General features: G+C 67.2%; 19 protein-coding genes. 10 read left to right on the top strand and 9 right to left on the bottom strand.

The features are described 5' to 3' along the window. Positions 1-29 precede the first annotated feature (29 nt). The 4 genes from KVT39_RS10800 to KVT39_RS10785 all read right to left on the bottom strand — a co-directional run bounded on the left by KVT39_RS10800 (position 30) and on the right by KVT39_RS10785 (position 4,115). The gene (locus KVT39_RS10800) at positions 30-860 is read right to left on the bottom strand and encodes an alpha/beta fold hydrolase (protein WP_217588949.1); all 831 of its coding nucleotides are present in this window, start codon (positions 858-860) and stop codon (positions 30-32) included. A gap of 109 nt (positions 861-969) precedes the next feature. Continuing rightward, positions 970-1,887, bottom strand: coding sequence for a LysR family transcriptional regulator (locus tag KVT39_RS10795; RefSeq protein WP_034182148.1), 918 nt, complete (start codon positions 1,885-1,887; stop codon positions 970-972). Between the two features lie 184 nt (positions 1,888-2,071). Then, positions 2,072-2,317 carry a DUF3717 domain-containing protein gene (locus KVT39_RS10790; protein WP_034182147.1) on the bottom strand — a complete coding sequence of 82 codons (246 nt, stop codon included), beginning with the start codon at positions 2,315-2,317 and terminating at the stop codon, positions 2,072-2,074. Positions 2,318-2,579: 262 nt separating this feature from the next. Continuing rightward, positions 2,580-4,115 (bottom strand): amino acid permease, encoded by a 1,536-nt coding sequence (locus KVT39_RS10785; protein WP_034182146.1) that lies wholly within the window; start codon positions 4,113-4,115, stop codon positions 2,580-2,582. 586 nt (positions 4,116-4,701) lie between these two features. On the opposite strand from KVT39_RS10785, the gene KVT39_RS10780 reads away from it, so the two are divergent. From KVT39_RS10780 to KVT39_RS10760, 5 genes are all read left to right on the top strand, one after another. Continuing rightward, positions 4,702-6,249, top strand: a complete 1,548-nt coding sequence (locus KVT39_RS10780; protein ID WP_217588948.1) for a diguanylate cyclase — start codon at positions 4,702-4,704, stop codon at positions 6,247-6,249. A 155-nt stretch (positions 6,250-6,404) separates the two neighbouring features. Beyond that, complete coding sequence (locus KVT39_RS10775; RefSeq protein WP_131947110.1) at positions 6,405-7,475, top strand: FUSC family protein; 1,071 nt, start codon at positions 6,405-6,407, stop codon at positions 7,473-7,475. Between the two features lie 329 nt (positions 7,476-7,804). After that, positions 7,805-9,139: an argininosuccinate synthase gene (gene argG, locus KVT39_RS10770; RefSeq protein ID WP_105389664.1), complete on the top strand. Its 1,335-nt coding sequence runs from the start codon at positions 7,805-7,807 to the stop codon at positions 9,137-9,139. 217 nt (positions 9,140-9,356) lie between these two features. After that, positions 9,357-9,854: a shikimate kinase gene (locus KVT39_RS10765; RefSeq protein WP_105389665.1), complete on the top strand. Its 498-nt coding sequence runs from the start codon at positions 9,357-9,359 to the stop codon at positions 9,852-9,854. 97 nt (positions 9,855-9,951) lie between these two features. Further along, entirely contained in the window at positions 9,952-10,248 is a 297-nt protein-coding gene (locus tag KVT39_RS10760; RefSeq protein WP_105389666.1) for a hypothetical protein, read from the top strand. Between the two features lie 91 nt (positions 10,249-10,339). Here the strand turns inward: KVT39_RS10760 and KVT39_RS10755 are convergent, their stop codons facing one another. Together KVT39_RS10755 and KVT39_RS10750 are read right to left on the bottom strand one after the other, a co-directional pair. After that, complete coding sequence (locus KVT39_RS10755; RefSeq protein WP_217588947.1) at positions 10,340-11,650, bottom strand: MFS transporter; 1,311 nt, start codon at positions 11,648-11,650, stop codon at positions 10,340-10,342. 183 nt (positions 11,651-11,833) lie between these two features. Further along, a complete protein-coding gene (locus KVT39_RS10750; RefSeq protein ID WP_131947107.1) occupies positions 11,834-12,916 on the bottom strand; it encodes a tartrate dehydrogenase in 1,083 nt (360 codons plus the stop codon). A gap of 108 nt (positions 12,917-13,024) precedes the next feature. On the opposite strand from KVT39_RS10750, the gene KVT39_RS10745 reads away from it, so the two are divergent. The 3 genes from KVT39_RS10745 (at position 13,025) to KVT39_RS10735 (ending at position 15,925) form a co-directional block, all read left to right on the top strand. Continuing rightward, positions 13,025-13,945, top strand: a complete 921-nt coding sequence (locus KVT39_RS10745) for a LysR substrate-binding domain-containing protein (protein ID WP_217588946.1) — start codon at positions 13,025-13,027, stop codon at positions 13,943-13,945. A gap of 199 nt (positions 13,946-14,144) precedes the next feature. After that, positions 14,145-14,657, top strand: coding sequence for a helix-turn-helix domain-containing protein (locus KVT39_RS10740; protein WP_105389670.1), 513 nt, complete (start codon positions 14,145-14,147; stop codon positions 14,655-14,657). After that, positions 14,654-15,925 (top strand): type II toxin-antitoxin system HipA family toxin, encoded by a 1,272-nt coding sequence (locus KVT39_RS10735; protein ID WP_217588945.1) that lies wholly within the window; start codon positions 14,654-14,656, stop codon positions 15,923-15,925. Before KVT39_RS10740 ends, KVT39_RS10735 begins: the two co-directional genes overlap by 4 nt. Before the next feature lie 25 nt (positions 15,926-15,950). On the opposite strand, the gene KVT39_RS10730 is transcribed toward KVT39_RS10735, so the two are convergent. From KVT39_RS10730 to KVT39_RS10720, 3 genes are all read right to left on the bottom strand, one after another. After that, entirely contained in the window at positions 15,951-16,943 is a 993-nt protein-coding gene (locus tag KVT39_RS10730) for a LysR family transcriptional regulator (protein WP_034182132.1), read from the bottom strand. A gap of 118 nt (positions 16,944-17,061) precedes the next feature. Further along, the gene (locus KVT39_RS10725) at positions 17,062-17,481 is read right to left on the bottom strand and encodes an ATP--cob(I)alamin adenosyltransferase (protein WP_034182131.1); all 420 of its coding nucleotides are present in this window, start codon (positions 17,479-17,481) and stop codon (positions 17,062-17,064) included. A gap of 112 nt (positions 17,482-17,593) precedes the next feature. Continuing rightward, the gene (locus tag KVT39_RS10720) at positions 17,594-18,394 is read right to left on the bottom strand and encodes a helix-turn-helix domain-containing protein (RefSeq protein WP_034182130.1); all 801 of its coding nucleotides are present in this window, start codon (positions 18,392-18,394) and stop codon (positions 17,594-17,596) included. A 169-nt stretch (positions 18,395-18,563) separates the two neighbouring features. Between KVT39_RS10720 and KVT39_RS10715 the strand changes: the two genes are divergently transcribed. Both KVT39_RS10715 and KVT39_RS10710 read left to right on the top strand, forming a co-directional pair. Continuing rightward, entirely contained in the window at positions 18,564-19,190 is a 627-nt protein-coding gene (locus KVT39_RS10715; RefSeq protein WP_217588944.1) for a LysE family translocator, read from the top strand. 13 nt (positions 19,191-19,203) lie between these two features. Further along, positions 19,204-19,965, top strand: a complete 762-nt coding sequence (locus KVT39_RS10710; RefSeq protein WP_217588943.1) for a bifunctional 2-polyprenyl-6-hydroxyphenol methylase/3-demethylubiquinol 3-O-methyltransferase UbiG — start codon at positions 19,204-19,206, stop codon at positions 19,963-19,965. Positions 19,966-20,032: the final 67 nt, after the last annotated feature.

The following is a 20,032-nucleotide window of genomic DNA, read 5'->3' as shown; positions in this document are numbered from 1 at the left end:
GGGCACACGCCCGCCGGTTGCCCGCACACTCAGGCGTCCGCGTTGCGCAGGAACGTCGCCACCGCGGCCAGCACGTCGTCCGTGCGCTCGCGGTGCGGCATGTGCCCGCATTTGGCGAGCAACAGGAACGACGACGGCCCCGCGACGCGCGCGGCGATCCGCTTCGGATGCACGTCGGAGCCGTATTCGTCGTCTTCGCCGTGAATCGCGAGCGTCGCGCATTGCACGCGCGGCAAGTCGTCGTCGAGATTCCAGTCGCGAAACGCCGGCGACAGCCACGTGTCGACCCACGCGCGCAGTACCCACTCGGCCTTGTCGCCGTGATAGCGCGCGAGCCGGTCGAGCTGGCCCGGTTCGTCGAACAGCAGCCCAGCGTCGCGAATGCCGGCCAGCGTGCGATCCTCGACGAACGCCTGCGCGGCGACCGTCACGAGTGCGCGGCAACGCCCCGGATGCGCGGCGGCGCAGCCGACCGCCATTCCGCCGCCGACGCTGTGCCCGAACGCGACGAACGCGTCGACACGCAGTTGCTCGAGCACTGCATCGAACGATCGATCGGCCTCGTCGCGCACGAACGTCGTGCCGAGCTTCCCCGGATGACGATCCGAACGGCCGAAACCGAGGCGGTCGTATGCGATCACGTCGCGTTGCGTGGCGTTCGCGAGCTGCGCGGGAAAGTCGCGCCACAGGTCGACGCAGCCGAGCGAATCGTGCAGCAGCACGATGGGCGCGGCCGGCTTAGGCGCGGCCGCCACGGCCGTGCCCGTCTCATCTTGCACCGGACGAGCGCGCCAGCGTTTCGCGAAAAGACGCCCTTGCGGCGTCTCGACGATTGTCTCCTCGATCAGGCTATCGGTCATGTGTCGGTCGTCTGCATAAAAGCGGCCGCTCGTCGGCGGCCCCATCGGATCCCCGCATGTTGGCCTGCCCGCGCGCGCAGCGTCAAGCAAGCCCCCACCGCCCGCGCGCTCATTCGGGCTGCGGCGGCAGATACTCCATCTGCGCTTCGTCGTACAGCCGGTAGATCAGCGCCTGCATCGCGCGGATGTCCTCCGATTCGTCGAGCATCCGCATGCTCATGATGATCGGCGACACGAGGTTCGGATCGTCGAGCGGCTTGTAGCTGATGTCGTCGCGCTTCAGCCCGTACACGCTGTGCGGCACGACCGACACGCCCTCGCCCATCGCGACGAGGCCGAGCGCGATCTGCAGTTCGCGCGTCTCGTAGATCCGCCGCGGCTGCAACGCGCGATCGTGAAAGGCCGCGAGCACCTGGTCCGCATAGCTCGGGCGCGGCGCCTTCGGGAAGATGATCAGCGTGTCGTTCACGAGATCGTGCAGCGACAGCACGGGCTTCGCGCTGTCGAGCGGGTGGCCGACCGGCAGCGCGACGATCATCCGCTCTTCGCGCAGCACGACGCGCCGCACGCTCGGATCTTCATGGCGGATGCGCCCGAACCCGACGTCGATGCGCCCTTCCTTCAACGCCTTGATCTGGTCCATCGTCGACATCTCGTGCAGGCTCAGCTCGACGGCCGGATACTCGCTGCGAAAGCGCCGGATGATCTTCGGCAGCATCCCGTACAGCGTCGAGCCGACGAAACCGACCGACATGCTGCGCTCGATCTTGCCGACCCGCTTCGTCATCGATTCGAGCTCGGCCGTCTGCGCGAGCAGCTGCACCGCGTGCGAATAGAAGAAGCGCCCCGCGTCGGTCAGCTTCAGCGGCCGTGCATTGCGCTCGAACAGCGGCACGCCGAGCGCTTCCTCGAGCTGCTGGATCTGCCGGCTCAGCGGCGGCTGCGCGATATGCAGCCGTTCCGCCGCACGCGTGAAATTCCGCTCCTCGGCAACCGCGACGAAGTAGCGGAGGTGTCTCAACTCCATTTTCGATGCCTCCCGGACAGCGCCCCGACGTCAAACCACGGCCGGACGATGTCGTCACGATACCGCAGGCGGCGCAAACCGCCACGCACACGGCCGCGCGCCGCCCAATGCAAAACGGGAAGCCTGAAGGCTTCCCGTTTCCCGATCGACGCCGGCCGTGTCGCGGCAGCGTCGCGACCGCCCGTCACACCTCGGTCGCGTAGAGCGCGTCGCGCTGCTCGTTGCTCAGCGAGTCGAGCGGCACGTCCGGCAGCCGATAGCAGATCATCGTGCCGTACAGCTCGGCGAGGCAATTGCTGCCGGCGTCGAGCGCGTAGCCGTCCTCGCCGTCCGGTGCCGGCGGGTACACTTCGCGCCACGCGTTGATCGCGGCTTCGATTCGCACGATGGAAACGGGTCCGGCCTTCCGCTCGGCGGGTGATGCGCTCATGGATTCCTCTGGGTTGCGCGCTCCGCGGGCCGTGCCGGCCCGGATGGAACGATGAAAACGCCGGGCGCCGCCGGCCGCCGCGCGCCATGCGCGACGGATGCCGATCCGCGCTGCGCGTGTCGCGCCGGCCGGGCCGTGGCCCGGTAGGGTCGGGCAATATAACCGGCTTTGACCCCGTGCAGGCAAAAGCCGGGCAAAAAAAACGGGAAGCGCAAGGCTTCCCGTTTCATCGCACGTCGCGCGGCCGCCTGCCGCGCCCGCGTCAGCCCGCGGTTTCGCGATTCGCCACCGGCTGCGGCTGCGCGCCGCGGCTCGCGGCAATCCACGGCGCGATCTCCATGTCTTCGTAGCGCACGAAGCGGCTCTTGTTCAGGAGCCGGAAACCGAGCCACACGACGACGAACAGCGGAATACCGATATAGGTCGCGGTCACGCCGGCCCAGTCGATCTTGTTCGCGAGGAACGCCTGATAGTCCTGCCCGAGCGCGATCACGAGGCACAGCACGAACGCGAACAGCGGGCCGAACGGGAACCACTTCGACTGGTACGGCAGCTGGTCGAGCGAATAACCCTGCTTCACGTAGCCCTTGCGGAACCGGTAATGGCTGACCGCGATGCCGAGCCAGGCGATGAAGCCTGTCATCCCCGACGTGTTCAGCAGCCACAGGTACACCGTCTTGTCGCCGTACAGCGACGTGAAGAAGCACAGCGCGCCGACGGCCGTCGTCGCGTACAGCGCATTGCGCGGCACGCCGCCCGGCGACAGCTTCGCGAACACCTTCGGTGCGCGGCCTTCGGTCGCCAGGTTGTAGAGCATCCGCGTCGACGCGTACATGCCCGAGTTGCCGGCCGACAGCACGGCGGTCAGGATCACCGCGTTCATCACGCCGGCCGCGAATGCGAGGCCCGCGTGGCGGAACACGAGCGTGAACGGGCTCACGCCGATGTCGGTCACGTCCGTCTTCAGCAGGTTCGGGTCGGTGTACGGAATCAGCACGCCGATCACGAAGATCGCGAACACGTAGAACAGCAGGATCCGCCAGAACACCTGGCGCACCGCGCGCGGGATCGTCGTGCGCGGGTGCTCCGATTCGCCGGCCGCGACGCCGATCAGCTCGGTGCCCTGGAACGAGAAGCCCGCGATCATCGCGACGCCCATCAGCGCCGGCAGGCCGCCCGCGAACGGCGCGTCGCCGATCGTCAGGTTGCCCCAGCCGTTGCTCGGCGCGCCTTTCAGAATGCCGAAGATCATCAGCAGGCCGACGCCGATGAACGCGACCACGGTGACGACCTTGATCAGCGCGAACCAGTATTCGGCCTCGCCGAAACCGCGCACGGTGAGCGCGTTGAGCAGGAACATCACGGCGAGGAATGCCGCGCTCCACCATACGCCCGGCACGTCCGGAAACCAGTAGTGCATCACGAGCTGCGCGGCGACGAGCTCCACCGCGATCGTCACGGCCCAGTTGTACCAGTAGTTCCAGCCGAGCGCGAAGCCGAAGCCTTCGTCCACGTATTTCGCGCCGTAGGTCGCGAACGAACCCGACACGGGCATGAACGCGGCCATCTCGCCGAGGCTCGTCATCAGGAAGTACACCATCAGGCCGATCAGCATGTACGCGACCATCGCGCCGCCGGGGCCGGCCTGCGAGATCGATGCGCCGGACGCGACGAACAGGCCCGTGCCGATCGAGCCGCCGATGGCGATCATCGTCAGGTGGCGCGCCTTCAGCGCGCGATGAAGCTTGGGTGGGTTCGCGGACGAACCGGGTTGGTCGGATTTCGGAATTGCGGACATAAACGAGACGAACGTTGAGCGGGCCGGCATCCGTAGCCGGCGCATGCGGAATCGGAGCGCGGTACGCGTCCTGCGATGCATTCGATGCGGCCCCGATACGCGTTGCGCGGCGGGCGCCTGCGGCGAAGCGCGGATTCTACCTGATTCGCCATGGGGGGAGCTCAGGCGCACACGCCCGCCGCGGCCGCAGAGATTTCGCAGAATCAAGGAGTTGGCCGCACCGGTGCAACCGCAGCCGCCTGCCGGCGCCAAAACCATGGGTATCCCGGGGTTATTCGGCTTTTCATTCCGCCCGGTAAACGGGTAATCCTGTCTCGATCCGCCAAATACCGCGCCGATACGAAAAATCGACCGGTCATCGCACCATTAATCAGACAAAACGACCGATACTGATAATTGATTCAAATCAAATCACCCGCGCGCTATGCGGTAACGATGCGTAATCGTTTCGAATTGCTGTTTCCGCATGCATGTTTTGCATGCGCACACGAATTGCAGGAATTCGCGAGATAATGCGGGTTAATTCGAAATAATCAGCGCGCTGAACCGTCGCAACGCGAGTATCCGCCGCCCGTCGCCCCCGAGGATGAAGTCACTCCCGCTGCCCGCCACGCTGCGCCGCCATACCGCGTCGATCGTGGCACGCATTCTGTCGCCCCGCGGCGTACTCGTCGCGGGCATCGTCCTGCTGATGTTCAGTTGGGGGCTTTCGACGTCGCTTTTAATCGAGGCGCGACGCGACGCGTATGAGCACGCGGTCGAAAATGCGCGCAACCTGATGCTGCTGATCGAACGCGATATCGCGCGCAATATCGAACTCTACGATTTGTCGCTGCAAAACGTCGTCGACGGCGTAGCCGATCCGGAACTGATGACATTGCCGCCGCGCCAGCGCCACCGGCTGCTGTTCGACCGCGCCGCCACCGGTGCGTATCTCGGGTCGCTTTTCGTGATGGATGCGCACGGCAATATCGTGATCGATTCGAGCGTGTCGCCCGCGCGGCAAGGCAACTATGCGGACCGCGACTATTTCACCGTGCACCGCAACGGGCTCGCGCAGGGCCTCTATATCAGCCGCCCCTACGCGTCCCGGCTGCGCGGCGGCGCGCTGACGATCGCGCTCAGCCGCCGGATCACGCTGTCCGACGGCACGTTCGGCGGCGTCGTCGTCGGCACGCTCAGCATCGACTACTTCCGCGCGCTGCTCGACGGCCTCGCGGTCGGCAAGCACGGCAGCGCGGCAATCGCCGAGCTCAACGGCATGCTCGTGAGCCGCCTGCCTTACGACGCGCGCGTGGTCGGCCTCGACCTGCGCAATTCGCAGCTGTTCATCGAGGCGCTGCGCCGCCGCGAAGGCGTGCTGTCGGGCATCGGCAGCATCGACGGCGTGCGGCGCATCTATGTTTACAAGCATCTGCCCGGCCTGCCGCTGATCGTCGACGTCGCGCCGGCCGAGATCGACGTCTACGCGCCGTGGCACCACCGCGCGATCTGGACCGTCGTACTGATGTGCCTGTTCACCGGGTTCATCGCGTGGGGCTCGCTGGCGCTGTCGCGCGAACTGGGACGCCGGCAGATCGCCGAATCGAAGCTGTACCGGCTCGCGCACACCGATTCGCTGACGGGCCTCGACAACCGCGGCACGTTCGACACGGTGCTCGCGAAAGAGGCGCAGCGTGCGGCGCGCAGCGGCCGCCCGCTGTCCGTGCTGTTCGTCGACGTCGATCACTTCAAGGCGTTCAACGACTATTACGGCCACCCGGCCGGCGACGACGTGCTGCGCCGCGTCGCGCAATCCGCGTCGCGCTGCCTGCGCCGCGAAGGCGACCACGTCGCGCGCTACGGCGGCGAGGAATTCGTCGTCACGCTGCCCGACACCGACGCGCAAGGCGCGGCGACCGTTGCCGAAGGCATCCGGCACGCGATCGCGGAGCTCAGCATCGAGCACGTGAAGAGCCCGTACGGGCGCGTCACGGCCAGCATCGGCACGGCAACCGCCGCCGACGGCCGCACGAATGCCGCAACGCTGCTGCGGCGCGCCGACGAGGCGCTGTACCGCGCGAAGTCCGGCGGACGCAACCGCGTGTCGGACGCGCAGCCGAGCACGGCCGACGCATGGCGTGACATGGCGTGACGTGTCGTCGCGACACGATGCGGCAGCCGGCCACCCCGGACAGCCGCGCCGTGGACAGCCCGCGCGCGTTCGGCTAGCGTTACGTCTGCTGCGCATGCGGCGCGGCGCCGCCCCGCGCAAGCCGCCATGCGCGTTCCGGCCACTCCAGCTCCGTCATGACCGCCTCGCTCCCTACCCGGCTGCCGCCACTCCTGCGCCACGCGCTCCGTCCGCTGCTCGATCCGTACCGCCGCTACCGGCACGCGAAGCTGATCCATGCAGCGCGCGTCGCGCTCGCGATTCTCGTGTCGATCGCCCTGTCCACCGGCCTGCGCGTGCCGCACGGCGAATGGTCGACGATCACCGTGCTGATCGTCGTCGGCGGGCTGCAGCATCACGGCAACATCCGCAAGAAGGCGGCCGAGCGCGCGCTCGGCACGTCGATCGGCGCGCTCGCGGGGCTCGGGCTGATCCTGCTGTATTCCGCCGCGCACGCACCGATCGCGATCTACCTGCTGATGTCGGTTGCCTGCGGCATCTGCGCGTATCACGCGATCGGCAAGGCCGGCTATATCGCGCTGCTGTCGGCGATCACGATGGTGATCGTCGCCGGGCACGGCGACAACGAGATCGTCGACGGCCTGTGGCGCGCGGTGAACGTGCTGATCGGCATCGCGATCGCGCTGGCGTTCTCGTTCGCGCTGCCGCTCTATGCAACCTACTCGTGGCGCTACAAGCTCGCCGACGCGCTGCGCGCGTGCGCGGCCGTGCATGCGCGGGTCGCCGGCGACCGCCAGGTCGGCGACGACGCGCACCTGAAGGAAATGGCCGCGCTGAGCGCGCTGCTCGTGCAGCTGCGTTCGCTGATGCCGTCGGTGTCGAAGGAATGCGAGACGTCGATGACGCAGCTCGAGGCGATCCAGCGCAGCCTGCGCCTGTGCATCGGCTATCTGGAGATCCTGTCGAGTGCGGTGCCGGCCCGCGACGACCTGGCGGCCCGCGAATACCTGCGCGTCGGGATGAAGGCCGTGAACCGGCGCATCCGCGACACGCTGGTCGGCGCGAGCCGCGCGCTCAAGTTCGGCAAGCCGAGCCGGCTCGCGCCGCGCCGCCGGCCGGCCGACCCGCCGCACGACGCGCCGCCGCCGCAGTTGTCCGGCTACGTGTCGATCACGGCCAAGCTGGCCGGCGAAGTCGATCAGTTGCGCGAGAAGCTGCTCGACACCGCGCAGTCGTGGAATATCTGAGGTTCGCGGGATTCCGGGCTTCATCCGCCGGCCTTTCATATTCCTTTCGGATTGGCGGGCCGCTATCCTGACGGCGACGGGTACGCCGCTCGGCCGATCCGGCCCCGGAAGCACGGCCCGCGACGGCGCGCGTCCGAGCCCGTTTCGGCCGCCGCCCGGCGCCGGTTCGCGCCGTGTTCTCCGCCTGGTTAACCGCCCGCCGGGCCCGCCGCGACAGGCCGGACGACGTATCCGCGCGAAAATCAGCCCTTGCCCCAACTTCCCGGACAGCCGATACTCGCATATTCCGCGAAATACGATCCCACCGGACCCAATCCACGGTAATTCCTATGAGCACGATTCTCGAAAGCCTCCCGACCGGCCAGAAGGTCGGTATCGCCTTCTCCGGCGGCCTGGACACCAGCGCCGCGCTGCACTGGATGAAACTGAAGGGCGCCGTCCCGTACGCATACACGGCGAACCTCGGCCAGCCCGACGAAGACGATTACGACGCGATCCCGAAGCGTGCGATCGAATACGGCGCAGCCGGCGCCCGCCTGATCGACTGCCGCGCGCAGCTCGTCGCCGAAGGCATCGCGGCGCTGCAAAGCGGCGCGTTCCACATCACGACGGCCGGCGTCACGTACTTCAACACGACGCCGATCGGCCGCGCCGTGACGGGCACGATGCTCGTCGCCGCGATGAAGGAAGACGGCGTCAACATCTGGGGCGACGGCAGCACGTACAAGGGCAACGACATCGAGCGCTTCTACCGCTACGGCCTGCTCGTGAACCCGGACCTGAAGATCTACAAGCCGTGGCTCGACCAAACCTTCATCGACGAGCTCGGCGGCCGCGCCGAAATGTCCGAATTCATGCGTCAGGCGGGCTTCGCGTACAAGATGTCGGCAGAAAAGGCGTATTCGACCGATTCGAACCTGCTCGGCGCGACGCACGAGGCGAAGGATCTCGAAAGCCTCGAAAGCGGCATCAAGATCGTGAACCCGATCATGGGCGTCGCGTTCTGGCGCGACGACGTGAAGATCGCCGCCGAGGAAGTGACGGTGCGCTTCGAAGCCGGCCAGCCGGTCGCGCTGAACGGCGTCGAGTTCAAGGATCAGGTCGAGCTGCTGCTGGAAGCGAACCGCATCGGCGGCCGCCACGGCCTCGGCATGAGCGACCAGATCGAGAACCGGATCATCGAGGCGAAGAGCCGCGGCATCTACGAAGCCCCGGGCCTCGCGCTGCTGTACATCGCGTACGAGCGTCTCGTCACCGGCATCCACAACGAAGACACGATCGAGCAATACCGCGAGAACGGTCGCCGTCTCGGCCGCCTGTTGTACCAGGGCCGCTGGTTCGATCCGCAGGCGATCATGCTGCGCGAAACGGCCCAGCGCTGGGTCGCGCGCGCGATCACCGGCGAAGTGAAGATCGAACTGCGCCGCGGCAACGACTACTCGATCCTGAGCACGAAGTCGCCGAACCTCACGTACCAGCCGGAACGCCTGTCGATGGAGAAGGTCGCATCGACGTTCTCGCCGCGCGACCGGATCGGCCAGCTGACGATGCGCAACCTCGACATCACCGATACGCGCGACAAGCTGCGCGTTTATACGCAAGTCGGCCTGCTGACGCCGGGTGAATCGTCGGCGCTGCCGCAGATCAAGGGCGACGACAAGTAAGTCGCTTCGTTCGACGCCGTGCCGCATCGCTGAATGCGGCACGGCCGGGCAGGCTGCGTGTACCGATCATCACGCACGCAGCCTGCCGCTCCTTCCGCCTCTCCCCGCTTTTTCGCTTTCCCTCCGCAATCGCTCGACGCTGCGCCTCGCGCAAACGGCACTGCAACGCCGCACCGATCATGGCAAGCTGCGAGTCGTTCGACTTCCGCCTTTCCTTATGACTGCCCTCACCGTCATCCACCTGAACGGCCCGATCAACAGCGGCAAGACGACGATCGGCCGCGCACTCGCACGCGCGCTGCCCGAGGCGCGCTTCATCGACGGCGACGATCACGATGCGCCCGAAGACGCACCGTTCGACGTTCAGTGGGCGATCGCGCTGGAGCGTCTCGTCACGCAAATCACGCAGGCGTGCGAACGCCATCTGGTGATCGCCTATCCGATCGGCGACGCGGAATTCGAACGGCTGCGCGCCGCCTGCGACGCACGCGCTGCGCGCCTGTTCGTCGTGACGCTCGCGCCGCCCGAAGCGGTCGCGGCTTCGAATCGCGGCACGCGCGCACTGACGGATTGGGAGCGGCAGCGTATCGCCGAGATGTATCGCGAAGGGTATGCGGCGCGCGCGTTCAGCGATTGCGTGATCGATACGTCGAACGCGTCGGCCGATGCGTGTGCGACGGAGATCACACGCCGCGCGGCGCTTCCCGCACATTGACGCGGCCGCTTCGGCCGTGCACCGTCGCGAAGAACCTCACCGCAGTCCCGTGTATCCTCGGGATTTTTCGCCAACCGGGAACGACACCGGAGACAACATGACGACACGATGCGGCTCTATCATCGCGTGGCTCGCGGTCATTGAAATCATTGCGATGGTGATGTGCTACGGCTACGCCAGCTCGATGACCGATCCCTATGCGGGCGTCGGCGTTCTCGGCTTCGGCCTGCGGAGCATGGCCGCCGTCTCCGTCCTGGCGCTTGCCGTCGGCATCGGTTGCCTCGCGGCCGACGCGCCAAAACCTGACCAACCTCCACGAGCATCATTCCGTGTCGCGATCCCGCTGCACCTTCTGCTCTGCATTCCGGGCTTGTGGTTCTGGTTCCATGCGTAAGCAATGCCCCGGCCGGCGAATCCGCGCGCGCTCACCGTCGTGACCGCGCAGCCTGCGCGTCCGGATGCATGTTCGCGGACGCGCGCCGCCTTCAATGATGCGGCCGCGCCCCCGCCACGACCTGCTCCCGCGCCCCCTTCCGGCTCAGCATCAGCGTAACGACCGCCGACACCGCGAGCGTGCCCGCCACCACATAGAGCCCCGCCGCATACCCGCCCGTCACATGCTTCAGCCAGCCGATCGCGAACGGCCCGACGAACCCGCCGAGATTGCCGATCGAGTTGATCATCGCGATCCCCGCGGCCGCACCGGCGCCCGACAGGAACGCGCTCGGCATCGCCCACAGCGGCGCCTTCGCCGCGCTGATCCCGATGTTGACGACGACCAGCGCGAGCACGGTCAGTAGCGCGGTGCTCGCCTGCCCCGCGAACACGAAGCCGATGCACGCGAGCACGCACGGAATCACGACGTGCCACGTGCGCTCGCCGGTGCGATCCGAGTGCCGCGCCCACCCGATCATCGCGACGACCGCGGCGATGCTGGGGATGCCGGTCAGCAAGCCCGTCTGCAATGCGGTGAAGCCGAACTGCTTGACCATCAGCGGCGCCCACAGCCCGAGCGTATACAGCCCCGCCGACGTGCCGAAGTAGATCAGCGCGAGCGCCAGCACGCGCGGGTCGCGCAGCGCCTGCCACGCGCCGGCCGTATGCCCGGCATGCGTGTGACGCATATCCGCCTCGGCCTTCAGCTTCGCGATCAGCCAGTCGCGCTCGTCCTGCCGCAGCCACGCGGCCTTCGACGGCGCATCGGTCAGGCACTTCAGCACGACGAAGCCGAGCGCGACCGCCGGCAGCGCTTCGACGATGTACAGCATCTGCCAGTCGGCAAGCCCGAACATCGGCGGCATCTGCATGATCGCGCCCGACAGCGGCGAGCCGATCGCGGTCGAGATCGGCGCGGCCGCCATGAACCACGCGGCGGCCACCGCGCGCTGCTTCGCGGGGAACCACCGGCTGAGATACAGGATGATGCCGGGGAAGAACCCGGCTTCGGCCACGCCGAGCAGAAAGCGCAGCACGTAGAAGCTCGTCGGCCCGACAGCGAACGCGGACACCGCCGACACGAGGCCCCACGTGATCATCACGCGCGCGATCCAGATGCGCGCGCCGACGCGGTGGAGGATCAGGTTGGACGGCACTTCGAACAGAAAGTAGCCGATGAAGAACAGGCCGCCGCCGAACCCGAACGCGGTCGGCGACAGGCCGATCGCCTTGTTCATCGTCATCGCGGCAAAGCCGACGTTGACGCGATCGAGAAAGCTGACGAAATAAAGCAGCATCACGAACGGAATGATGCGCCACATCAGTTTCCGCGCGACGCGGGCTTCCAGATCCGCTTGCATGTGTCTCCTCCTTCGAGGTCGAGCCGTGCTCTGTCCGTGAATACTCGCCGGCGCCGCGACGAAGCGCGCGGGCCGGCGCCCGGCTCGCGTCGGATGCGCGAGTCGCGGGCATAAGAAACCGATAGGATGACGAACGGATGGCGGCCGGCTACCGGCTGCGCATACGCAGCGCCGCCCCGATCGTCAGGCCGCGACCGCCGCGTTCGCGACGCGCTCGCAGACAGCCGCCGTCACCTGCGCGGTCGTCGCTCTGCCGCCGAGGTCGCGCGTATGCAGCGACGGGTCGGCCGTCACGGCCTCGATCGCCTGCATCACGCGCGCCGCGGCTTCCGCCTCGCCGAGATGCTCGAGCAGCATCACGACCGACCAGAACGTGCCGACCGGATTCGCGAGCCCCTGGCCCATGATGTCGAACGCGGAGCCGTGGATCGGCTCGAACATCGACGGATAACGGCGTTCGGGATCGATGTTGCCGGTCGGCGCGATGCCGAGGCTGCCGGCGAGCGCGGCGGCGAGATCGCTGAGGATGTCCGCGTGCAGGTTGGTCGCGACGATCGTGTCGAGCGACGCCGGCCGGTTGACCATGCGCGCGGTCGCCGCGTCGACGAGCTCCTTGTCCCACGTGACGTCGGGGAATTCCTGCGCGATCTGCTTCGCGATCTCGTCCCACATCACCATTGCGTGCCGCTGCGCGTTGCTCTTCGTGATCACGGTCAGCAGCTTGCGCGGGCGCGACTGCGCGAGCCGGAACGCGAAGCGCATGATGCGTTCGACGCCGGCGCGCGTGAGGATCGACACGTCGGTCGCGGCTTCGATCGGATGGCCCTGGTGCACGCGGCCGCCGACGCCCGCGTATTCGCCTTCGGAGTTCTCGCGGACGATGACCCAGTTCAGGTCGTCCGGCCCGCAGCGCTTCAGCGGCGCGTCGATGCCGGGCAGGATGCGCGTCGGGCGCACGTTCGCGTACTGGTCGAAGCCTTGGCAGATCTTCAGGCGCAGCCCCCACAGCGTCACGTGGTCGGGCACGTCGGGGTCGCCCGCCGAGCCGAACAGGATCGCGTCCTTGCCGCGCAGCGCGTCGAGGCCGTCGGCCGGCATCATCGCGCCATGCAGGCGGTAGTAATCGGCGCCCCAGTCGAAATCCTCGAACTCGAACGCGAAGCGGTCGCTGCCGCGGGCCAGCGCTTCCAGCACCTGCTTGCCGGCCGGCACCACTTCCTTGCCGATGCCGTCGCCGGGAATCGTTGCGATACGGTAGGTCTTCATGCGGACATCCTCGATTGATCGTGAGCGTGAACGCACTTTACCGAACCAGGAGTGCAGGAACCGGCGCTAGAATCAAAGCATCTTTAACTTCGATTCACGAATCCCGTCATGGCGGATACCGTCCAGCCGGCCGATCTCGGCTTCTTTTCGACGCTGGCCGCGTCGGGCAGCCTGAGCTCGGCCGCGCGCGAACTCGGGCTGACCGCGGCGGCCGTCAGCAAGCGGCTCACGCAGATGGAGCGGCGCGCGGGCGTGACGCTCGTCAACCGCACGACGCGGCGGATGATGCTGACGCCCGAAGGCGACGTGTATCTCGACTACGCGCGCCGGATCCTCGACCAGATGGACGAACTGGGCGAGCTGCTCGGCAGCGCGAAGCAGCGCCCGAAGGGGCTGCTGCGCGTGAACGCGACGCTCGGCTTCGGGCGCAGCCACGTCGGGCCCGCGATCTCGCGCTTCGTCGCGCGTTATCCGGAGGTGTCGGTGCAGTTGCAACTGTCTGTGATGCCGCCGCCGCTCACCGACGACGCGTTCGACGTGTGCATCCGCTTCGGCGAGCCGCCCGACACGCGCGTCGTCGCGCGGCGGCTCGCGCCGAACCGCCGGCTGCTGTGCGCGGCGCCCGCGTATCTCGCGCGGCACGGCACGCCCGGCACGCCGCACGACCTGACACGGCACAACTGCATCGGCATTCGGCAAGGTGACGAGGGCTATGGCGTGTGGCGCCTGACGAGCGGACGCGGCGCGGCACGCCGCACGGAAGCCGTGCGGATCAACGGCAACCTGACGACGAACGACGGCGAGATCGCCGTGAAGTGGGCGCTCGACGGGCACGGCATTCTGATGCGCGCGGAATGGGACCTCCGCGACTATCTCGCCGACGGCCGCCTCGTCGTCGTGCTGCCCGACTACGAAACGCCGAGCGCGGATATCTATGCGGTGTACGCGCAGCGTCACCAGATGTCCGCGCGGATTCGTGCGTTCGTCGATTTTCTGGCGGACGAATTGGGGCGGTTGAGGACGGTGTAGGAATCGGAATGCGGCGCACGACTGCTCCGCGCTCATGAAATGGATGAAAAAAAGCCAATTATTTTGGCCAATTCATCGACAAATCACCAAAATATTTACATCCATGCATATCGATCCAGCCTCGAAGGCGCTCGCACGTCGCATCGATTGTGCTAATATTTTGGCATCCTCGTTAGAAAAACACTGAAATATTAGCCTTATGGCACAAAAGACGGCTCCGCTCCTGCCAGTATCGAATCAACTGCTCGCCGAATTCGGCGAGCGGCTGAAGCTTGCGCGCCTGCGCCGGAAACTGACGGCCAAGCAGGTTGCGGAACGCGCCGGCATGTCGCCGATGACGCTTCGTTCGCTGGAGGCCGGCGGATCGGGCGTCACCATCGGCGCCTATCTGTCCGTCATGCAGGTGCTGGGGCTCCAGAACGATCTGGAAAAGCTGGCCGCCACGGACGAATTCGGCCGCCAGCTTCAGGACGCCCGCCTCGTCAAACCACGATCCGCCCGACGAACCGCGCCGCCGCTCTCCTCCGCTACGTCGCCCACGCCTGGTCGGCGCTTGCGCGCAAGCGCTCCCTCCACTACGAACGCGGCCGGAGCAGACACGGCGGCATCCGAACCCACCGAACCCGGCGATACCCGCGGCACGACGGCAGCCGATCTTGTCGCCTTGCTGAAACCGGCAAGAAAACGGCATGGGGAGCATCGCGGGAAATGACGACGATCGGTGTCTACGCAGATTGGGACAGCTTGCCTGAACCGCGAAAGCTCGGACTCCTGCACAGCCGCAAGACGCGGGCGAGCGAGCGGTTCGAGTTCCAGTACGCCTCTGCTGCACTGGCGGCTCCCGAGTTCGCAAACGTGCAGATCGATCCGGCAATCGGTCTCTTCGAAGGCCCCCAATATCCGGCCCCGCCGCGGGACGCGTTCGGCGCCTTCGCCGATTCCAGCCCCGATCGGTGGGGCCGCATGCTGATGGATCGCAGGCTGGAGCGAGACATTCGTGCCGGCCTGAGACCGAAAGGCACCCGACTCCACGAATCGGACTACCTGCTCGGCGTTCACGACCTTTATCGCGTCGGTGCGTTGCGCTACCGGCTCGACGACGCAGGAGAATTTCTCGACGATCGTCATGATCTCGCGGCACCGCCGTTTGCAGAGATTCGCGAACTGGAACACGCGAGTCGTGCGCTGGAGGAAGACGTCGACAATACCGCCCCGGACGGCCGCGACTGGCTAGCGATGCTCATCGCCCCCGGCGGCTCGCTCGGTGGCGCAAGACCCAAGGCAAGCGTCGCCGACGAACAAGGCCGTCTCTATATCGCGAAGTTTCCGAGCGCACGGGACGACTACGACGTGGGTGGCTGGGAAATGGTCGTCAATGCGCTGGCGGTGGGTTGCGGCCTGAACGTCGCCCACGCCGAGGCACGAAAATTCGCCAGCGACCATCACTGCTTCCTGGTTCGGCGTTTCGATCGGACAGCCGAGGGCCGGCGTCTGCATTTCGCGTCGGCAATGACCATGACCGGCCACGTCGACGGCGACGATGCGTCGACAGGCGTCAGCTACCTGGAATTGGCCGAAGTCCTCATGCGGCACGGCGCACAACCGAATGCCGACTTGCGCGAGCTATGGGCCCGAATCGTCTTCAACCTCCTGGTCTCGAACACCGACGATCATCTCCGCAATCATGGATTCATACTGGTGCCGGGTGCGGGCTGGCGACTCTCGGCGGCCTACGACATGAATCCTGTCGCCGTCGCCGATGGCCTCAAGCTCAACATTACGGAAGCCGACAACGCACTGAACCTCGAACTTGCCCGCGAGGTATGCGAATACTTTCGGCTCAAGCTGCAGGACGCCGACGAGATCATCGACGACTTCCGCGGCATCGTCAGCCAATGGAGAACGCTTGCGACGCGACTCGCGCTGCCCGCCCGCGAGCAGGAGCGCATGGCCGGCGCGTTCCATCTCGCGAACGATTGACCGCCCCTCGTTCAGCGCCCCTCGTTCACGCCATCGCCACCTGACTGCCCTCGCGATCGTTCATCTCGACGGCTTCCGGCGCCTGCTGTCGCGCCATGGCTCCCGCGACGACCACGCCTTCCCGGTCCTGCGCAAACCGCTCGGCGATCCAGTCGACGAACGCACGCACGCCGGGCGACACATGCGGACGCTTCACGTAGACGGCCGACACGGCGACCGCATCGGGCCGCCATCGCGGCAGCACTTCCCGCAATCGTCCTGCGTCGATCAGCGGCTGCGCGACGACACGCGGCGGCTGGAGCAGCCCGAGGCCGTGCACGCCGCACGCGAGGTACGCGTGCTCGTCGTCCACGCTGACGATGCCGTCGAGCCGAACCTTGCGCACCGCACCATCCACCGTGAAATCGAGTTCGGCCGTGCGCTGACCGGAAGCGGACGTTCCGCATACCGCGCGATGCGCGGCGAGATCGTCGAGCGTGCGCGGGACGCCGTGGCGGTCGAGATAGGCAGGGCTCGCGCACGTCACGCGCTCGAGCATGCCGAGCCGTCGCGCGACGAGCGACGAATCGGGTAGCGCCCCAAGCCGGATGCTGCAGTCGACCGCGTCGCCGACCATGTCGGCCGCGCGCCCGGACACGCCGAGCATCAGCACGAGATCGGGATGCCTCGCATGAAATTCGCCGAGCGCCGGCAGCACGATCGCGCCCGCCACCGATCCCGGCAATTCGACGCGCAGCGGCCCGCTCGGATGCAGCGCGGCGCCGCGGATGCTGGCCTCGAGCTCGTCGACGTCAGCCGTGATGCGCAGGCAGCGCCGGTAATACGCGTCGCCTTCGGGCGTCGCACGCAGCGCGCGCGTCGTGCGCACCAGCAGCGGCATGCCGAGCGCCGCTTCGAGCTCCTGCACGGTCCGCGTCGCGGTCGCGCGCGAAATGCCGAGCGCCTGCGCGGCGCGCGTAAAGCTGTTCATTTCGACGATGCGCGTGAAGATGCGCATCGCGCGGATCGGATTGTCCACCGGACACCCCTGCGTGGTTGCAGCATGCCGCGGCGCGCATTCGTGCGCCGTGCATGCATGTCGAGTCGAGGAAAGCCGCGCCGCCGGCGCGGCGGCCGGTTCAGCCGGTTCAGCCGGTTCAGCCGTTCGCAGCCGCGGCGCCGCGCGCCGGTTCGTCGAGCAGCCGTTGCGCCAGCGCGAGCGCGTCGTCGCGGGTCGCCGCCGCGTTCAGCGGATAGCCCCAGACTTTCTCGAACGCGCCCGAGAACGCGTCGAGCGCCGCGCGCCGCAGCGCGTCAGGCTCGATCGCGATCATCGCGGGGATCCATTCGCGCGACTGCGCGCGGTTGGCCTTGCTCCACTTCGCGAGTTGCTTGCGCAGTTCGTGATCGCCGGCGCCGCGGTCGTCGCCGGACGGCGCGTCGTCGGTCAGAAAAACGAAGCGTTCGCGGCGCGCCAGCAACGCATCGAGTTCGGCAAGCAGGTGGGCGGGGTCGGTGTGCGTCGAACCGCTGTAACGCAACCAGACAAACGGAAATTCAGTCGTGACGATCTGCATGTCGACCTCCAGATGAGAACGATTCTCATTTTATGGATCGAGGCCGACCGCGTCATTTTTCATCCCGGCCAACTGCTTTTTCATTCCGGCCAAACGTGCGCGCAGCGGCCGTTCAGCGTTGCCGGTCGGTCAGGAATTGCGTCGGCGACTTGCCGGTCGCCTTGCGGAACATCGTCACGAAGCTGCTCGCGCTCTCGTAGCCGAGATCGATCGCGATCTGATGCACGCGGCGGCCGGTCGTCAGCATCCGCAGCGACAGCGCGACGTGCAGCCGCCGGCGCCAGTCGCCGAGGCTCATCCCGAGCTCCTTCGTCGCGAGCCGCGTCAGGCTGCGCTCGCTGATGCCCGCGCACCGCGCGAGTTCGGGCAGCGACGACTTGTCGGCCGGATCGTCGAGCAGATGGTCGATCAGCTTGCGCAGCCGGCGGTCGGTCGGCATCGGCAGGTACAGGTCCTCGACCGGCGCCGCGACGAGTTCGTCGAGCAGCGTCGCCATCAGCCGCCCTTGCGGACCGTCGACGTCGTACAGGTTCGGGAAGCTCGCCGCCTTCAGCAGCAGTTCGCGCAGCAGCGGCGACATCGACAGCGTGCAGCAGTGCGCGGGCAAATCCAGCGCGGCATCGGGTTCGACCAGCACCGCATAGAAGGTCGCGCCGGCCGAGCCGCGCGCCGCATGCGGGACGTCGCCCGGAATCCACACGGTGCATTGCGGCGGTGCGCTCCATACGCCGCCGTCGATCTCGCAATAGATGACGCCGCTCAGCGTGTAGAGCAACTGCGCCTGGCGATGGCTGTGCCGCTCCAGCCGCCACTCGGGCTCGACGACCGAGCCGCCGAACACGACGAGCGGACGCGGCACGTGGTAGACGTCGGCGTCCGCGGCGGGATCGGTGGTCGGTGGAAGCTTGCGCATGAAACGGTAGGCAGTGGAGGAAGCGGACGCCGTGCCCGCGCGTCGTTTCGTGCTTATACCAGAAAGGCAGCGGCGCAGCCGGGCGGTCGCGGGCTGCGTCTGCGGCCGCGCGCCGAACCGAATACAATGCGCCGATCCCCCGCCGCTGCGCCAACCTGCCGGAGCCGCCATGTTCGACCTGACCACGCTGACCACCTTCACGGCCGTCGTTCTGGGCCTGTTCCTGATCCCCGGCCCCGCCGTGCTGCTCGTGCTGAGCCGCACCGTGCAGGGCGGCCGCAAGACCGGCATCCTGACCGGCCTCGGCGTCGCGAGCGGCGACTTCGTGCATACGCTGTTCGCGGCGGTCGGGCTGTCCGCGCTGCTGATGACGTCGGCACTCGCATTCAACGTCGTGAAGCTGATCGGCGCCGCATACCTGATCTATCTCGGCGTGCGCGCGCTGCTCGACAGACCGTCCGACCCGTCGCTGCCGGCGGTGCCGCCCGTCACGCCGCTCAACGCGTACCTGCAGGCGATTCCCGCCGAAGTGCTGAATCCGAAGACCGCGCTGTTCTTCCTCGCGTTCATGCCGCAGTTCGTGCATCCGGAACGCGGCTCGACGTTCGTGCAGTTCGCGGTGCTCGGGCTGATCTTCGTCGTGCTCAGCTCGCTTTATACGACGCTGATCGCGTGCTCGATCCGCCCGCTCGGCCGCATCGTGAAGCGGCTCACGTGGCTCACGCGCTGGCAGGGGAAGATCATCGGCTCGATCTTCATCGCGCTCGGGCTGCGCGTGGCAGTGCAGCAGCGCTGATGCACGCGGCCGCATGACGTCCCGCGCGTCGCCCGCCGGCGAAGCCCTCTACACCGACCCGCGCCTCGTCGCGGTCTACGACCTGTTCAATGCGGGCGATCGCGACTTCGCGTTCTACGCATCCGTGATCGGCGCCGCTCGGCAACGCATCCTCGATCTCGGCTGCGGCACCGGCACGTTCGCGCGCCGGCTCGCGGCGGCCGGGCACGACGTCGTCGCGATCGATCCCGCGCCGGCGATGATCGAATACGCACGACGCCAGCCGGGCGCCGACGCGGTACGCTGGATCGCCTGCGATCTCGGCCATCTGCCGCCGGGCGCGCCGTTCGATGCGGTCGTGATGACCGGCCACGCATTCCAGTGCCTGCTGACCGACGACGACATCGACGCAACGTTGCGCGGCGTGCGACGCGTGCTCGCCGACGGCGGTTGCTTCCTGTTCGAGACCCGCAACCCGCGCGTCGAGCCGTGGCGTGCATGGACGCCTGAGCATTCGGCACATAGCGTCGAATCGCACGAATCCGGCGTCATCGATCTTCATCATGCGGTGCGCGCGGTAGACAACGCGATCGTGACGTTCGACACGTACTACCGTTTCCACCGCGACGACATGTTGCTGAAGAACACGAGCCGGCTGCGCTTCATCGCGCAGCCCGAACTGCGTGCACGCGTGGAGGCCGCCGGATTCTCGTCGGCCGACTGGTACGGCGACTGGCAACGCGCGCCGTTCGACGACGCGACCAGCGCGGAGATCATCGCGATCTGCCGCGTGTGAGTGCGTGTTCGATTACATCAGCCCGAAACGGGCAGTGCATCCACCGCATACGCATGCCGGAGCATGC

Origin of the sequence: Burkholderia sp. GbtcB21, from assembly GCF_019091065.1 — a bacterium.
GTDB lineage: Bacteria > Pseudomonadota > Gammaproteobacteria > Burkholderiales > Burkholderiaceae > Burkholderia > Burkholderia pyrrocinia_C.
Note: the sequence above shows the minus strand (reverse complement) of the source record. Positions and strands in the feature narration are given on the sequence as shown.

Bases quoted from the DNA above. Each gene is read 5' to 3' on its own strand.
- KVT39_RS10785 (WP_034182146.1), bottom strand. From the start codon at position 4,115: ATGTCCGCAATTCCGAAATCCGACCAACCCGGTTCGTCCGCGAACCCA.
- argG (WP_105389664.1), top strand. From the start codon at position 7,805: ATGAGCACGATTCTCGAAAGCCTCCCGACCGGCCAGAAGGTCGGTATC.
- KVT39_RS10775 (WP_131947110.1), top strand. From the start codon at position 6,405: ATGACCGCCTCGCTCCCTACCCGGCTGCCGCCACTCCTGCGCCACGCG.
- KVT39_RS10710 (WP_217588943.1), top strand. From the start codon at position 19,204: ATGACGTCCCGCGCGTCGCCCGCCGGCGAAGCCCTCTACACCGACCCG.
- KVT39_RS10725 (WP_034182131.1), bottom strand. From the start codon at position 17,481: ATGCAGATCGTCACGACTGAATTTCCGTTTGTCTGGTTGCGTTACAGC.
- KVT39_RS10760 (WP_105389666.1), top strand. From the start codon at position 9,952: ATGACGACACGATGCGGCTCTATCATCGCGTGGCTCGCGGTCATTGAA.
- KVT39_RS10790 (WP_034182147.1), bottom strand. From the start codon at position 2,317: ATGAGCGCATCACCCGCCGAGCGGAAGGCCGGACCCGTTTCCATCGTG.
- KVT39_RS10765 (WP_105389665.1), top strand. From the start codon at position 9,357: ATGACTGCCCTCACCGTCATCCACCTGAACGGCCCGATCAACAGCGGC.
- KVT39_RS10735 (WP_217588945.1), top strand. From the start codon at position 14,654: ATGACGACGATCGGTGTCTACGCAGATTGGGACAGCTTGCCTGAACCG.
- KVT39_RS10745 (WP_217588946.1), top strand. From the start codon at position 13,025: ATGGCGGATACCGTCCAGCCGGCCGATCTCGGCTTCTTTTCGACGCTG.
- KVT39_RS10755 (WP_217588947.1), bottom strand. From the start codon at position 11,650: ATGCAAGCGGATCTGGAAGCCCGCGTCGCGCGGAAACTGATGTGGCGC.
- KVT39_RS10740 (WP_105389670.1), top strand. From the start codon at position 14,145: ATGGCACAAAAGACGGCTCCGCTCCTGCCAGTATCGAATCAACTGCTC.
- KVT39_RS10750 (WP_131947107.1), bottom strand. From the start codon at position 12,916: ATGAAGACCTACCGTATCGCAACGATTCCCGGCGACGGCATCGGCAAG.
- KVT39_RS10715 (WP_217588944.1), top strand. From the start codon at position 18,564: ATGTTCGACCTGACCACGCTGACCACCTTCACGGCCGTCGTTCTGGGC.
- KVT39_RS10800 (WP_217588949.1), bottom strand. From the start codon at position 860: ATGACCGATAGCCTGATCGAGGAGACAATCGTCGAGACGCCGCAAGGG.
- KVT39_RS10780 (WP_217588948.1), top strand. From the start codon at position 4,702: ATGAAGTCACTCCCGCTGCCCGCCACGCTGCGCCGCCATACCGCGTCG.
- KVT39_RS10795 (WP_034182148.1), bottom strand. From the start codon at position 1,887: ATGGAGTTGAGACACCTCCGCTACTTCGTCGCGGTTGCCGAGGAGCGG.
- KVT39_RS10720 (WP_034182130.1), bottom strand. From the start codon at position 18,394: ATGCGCAAGCTTCCACCGACCACCGATCCCGCCGCGGACGCCGACGTC.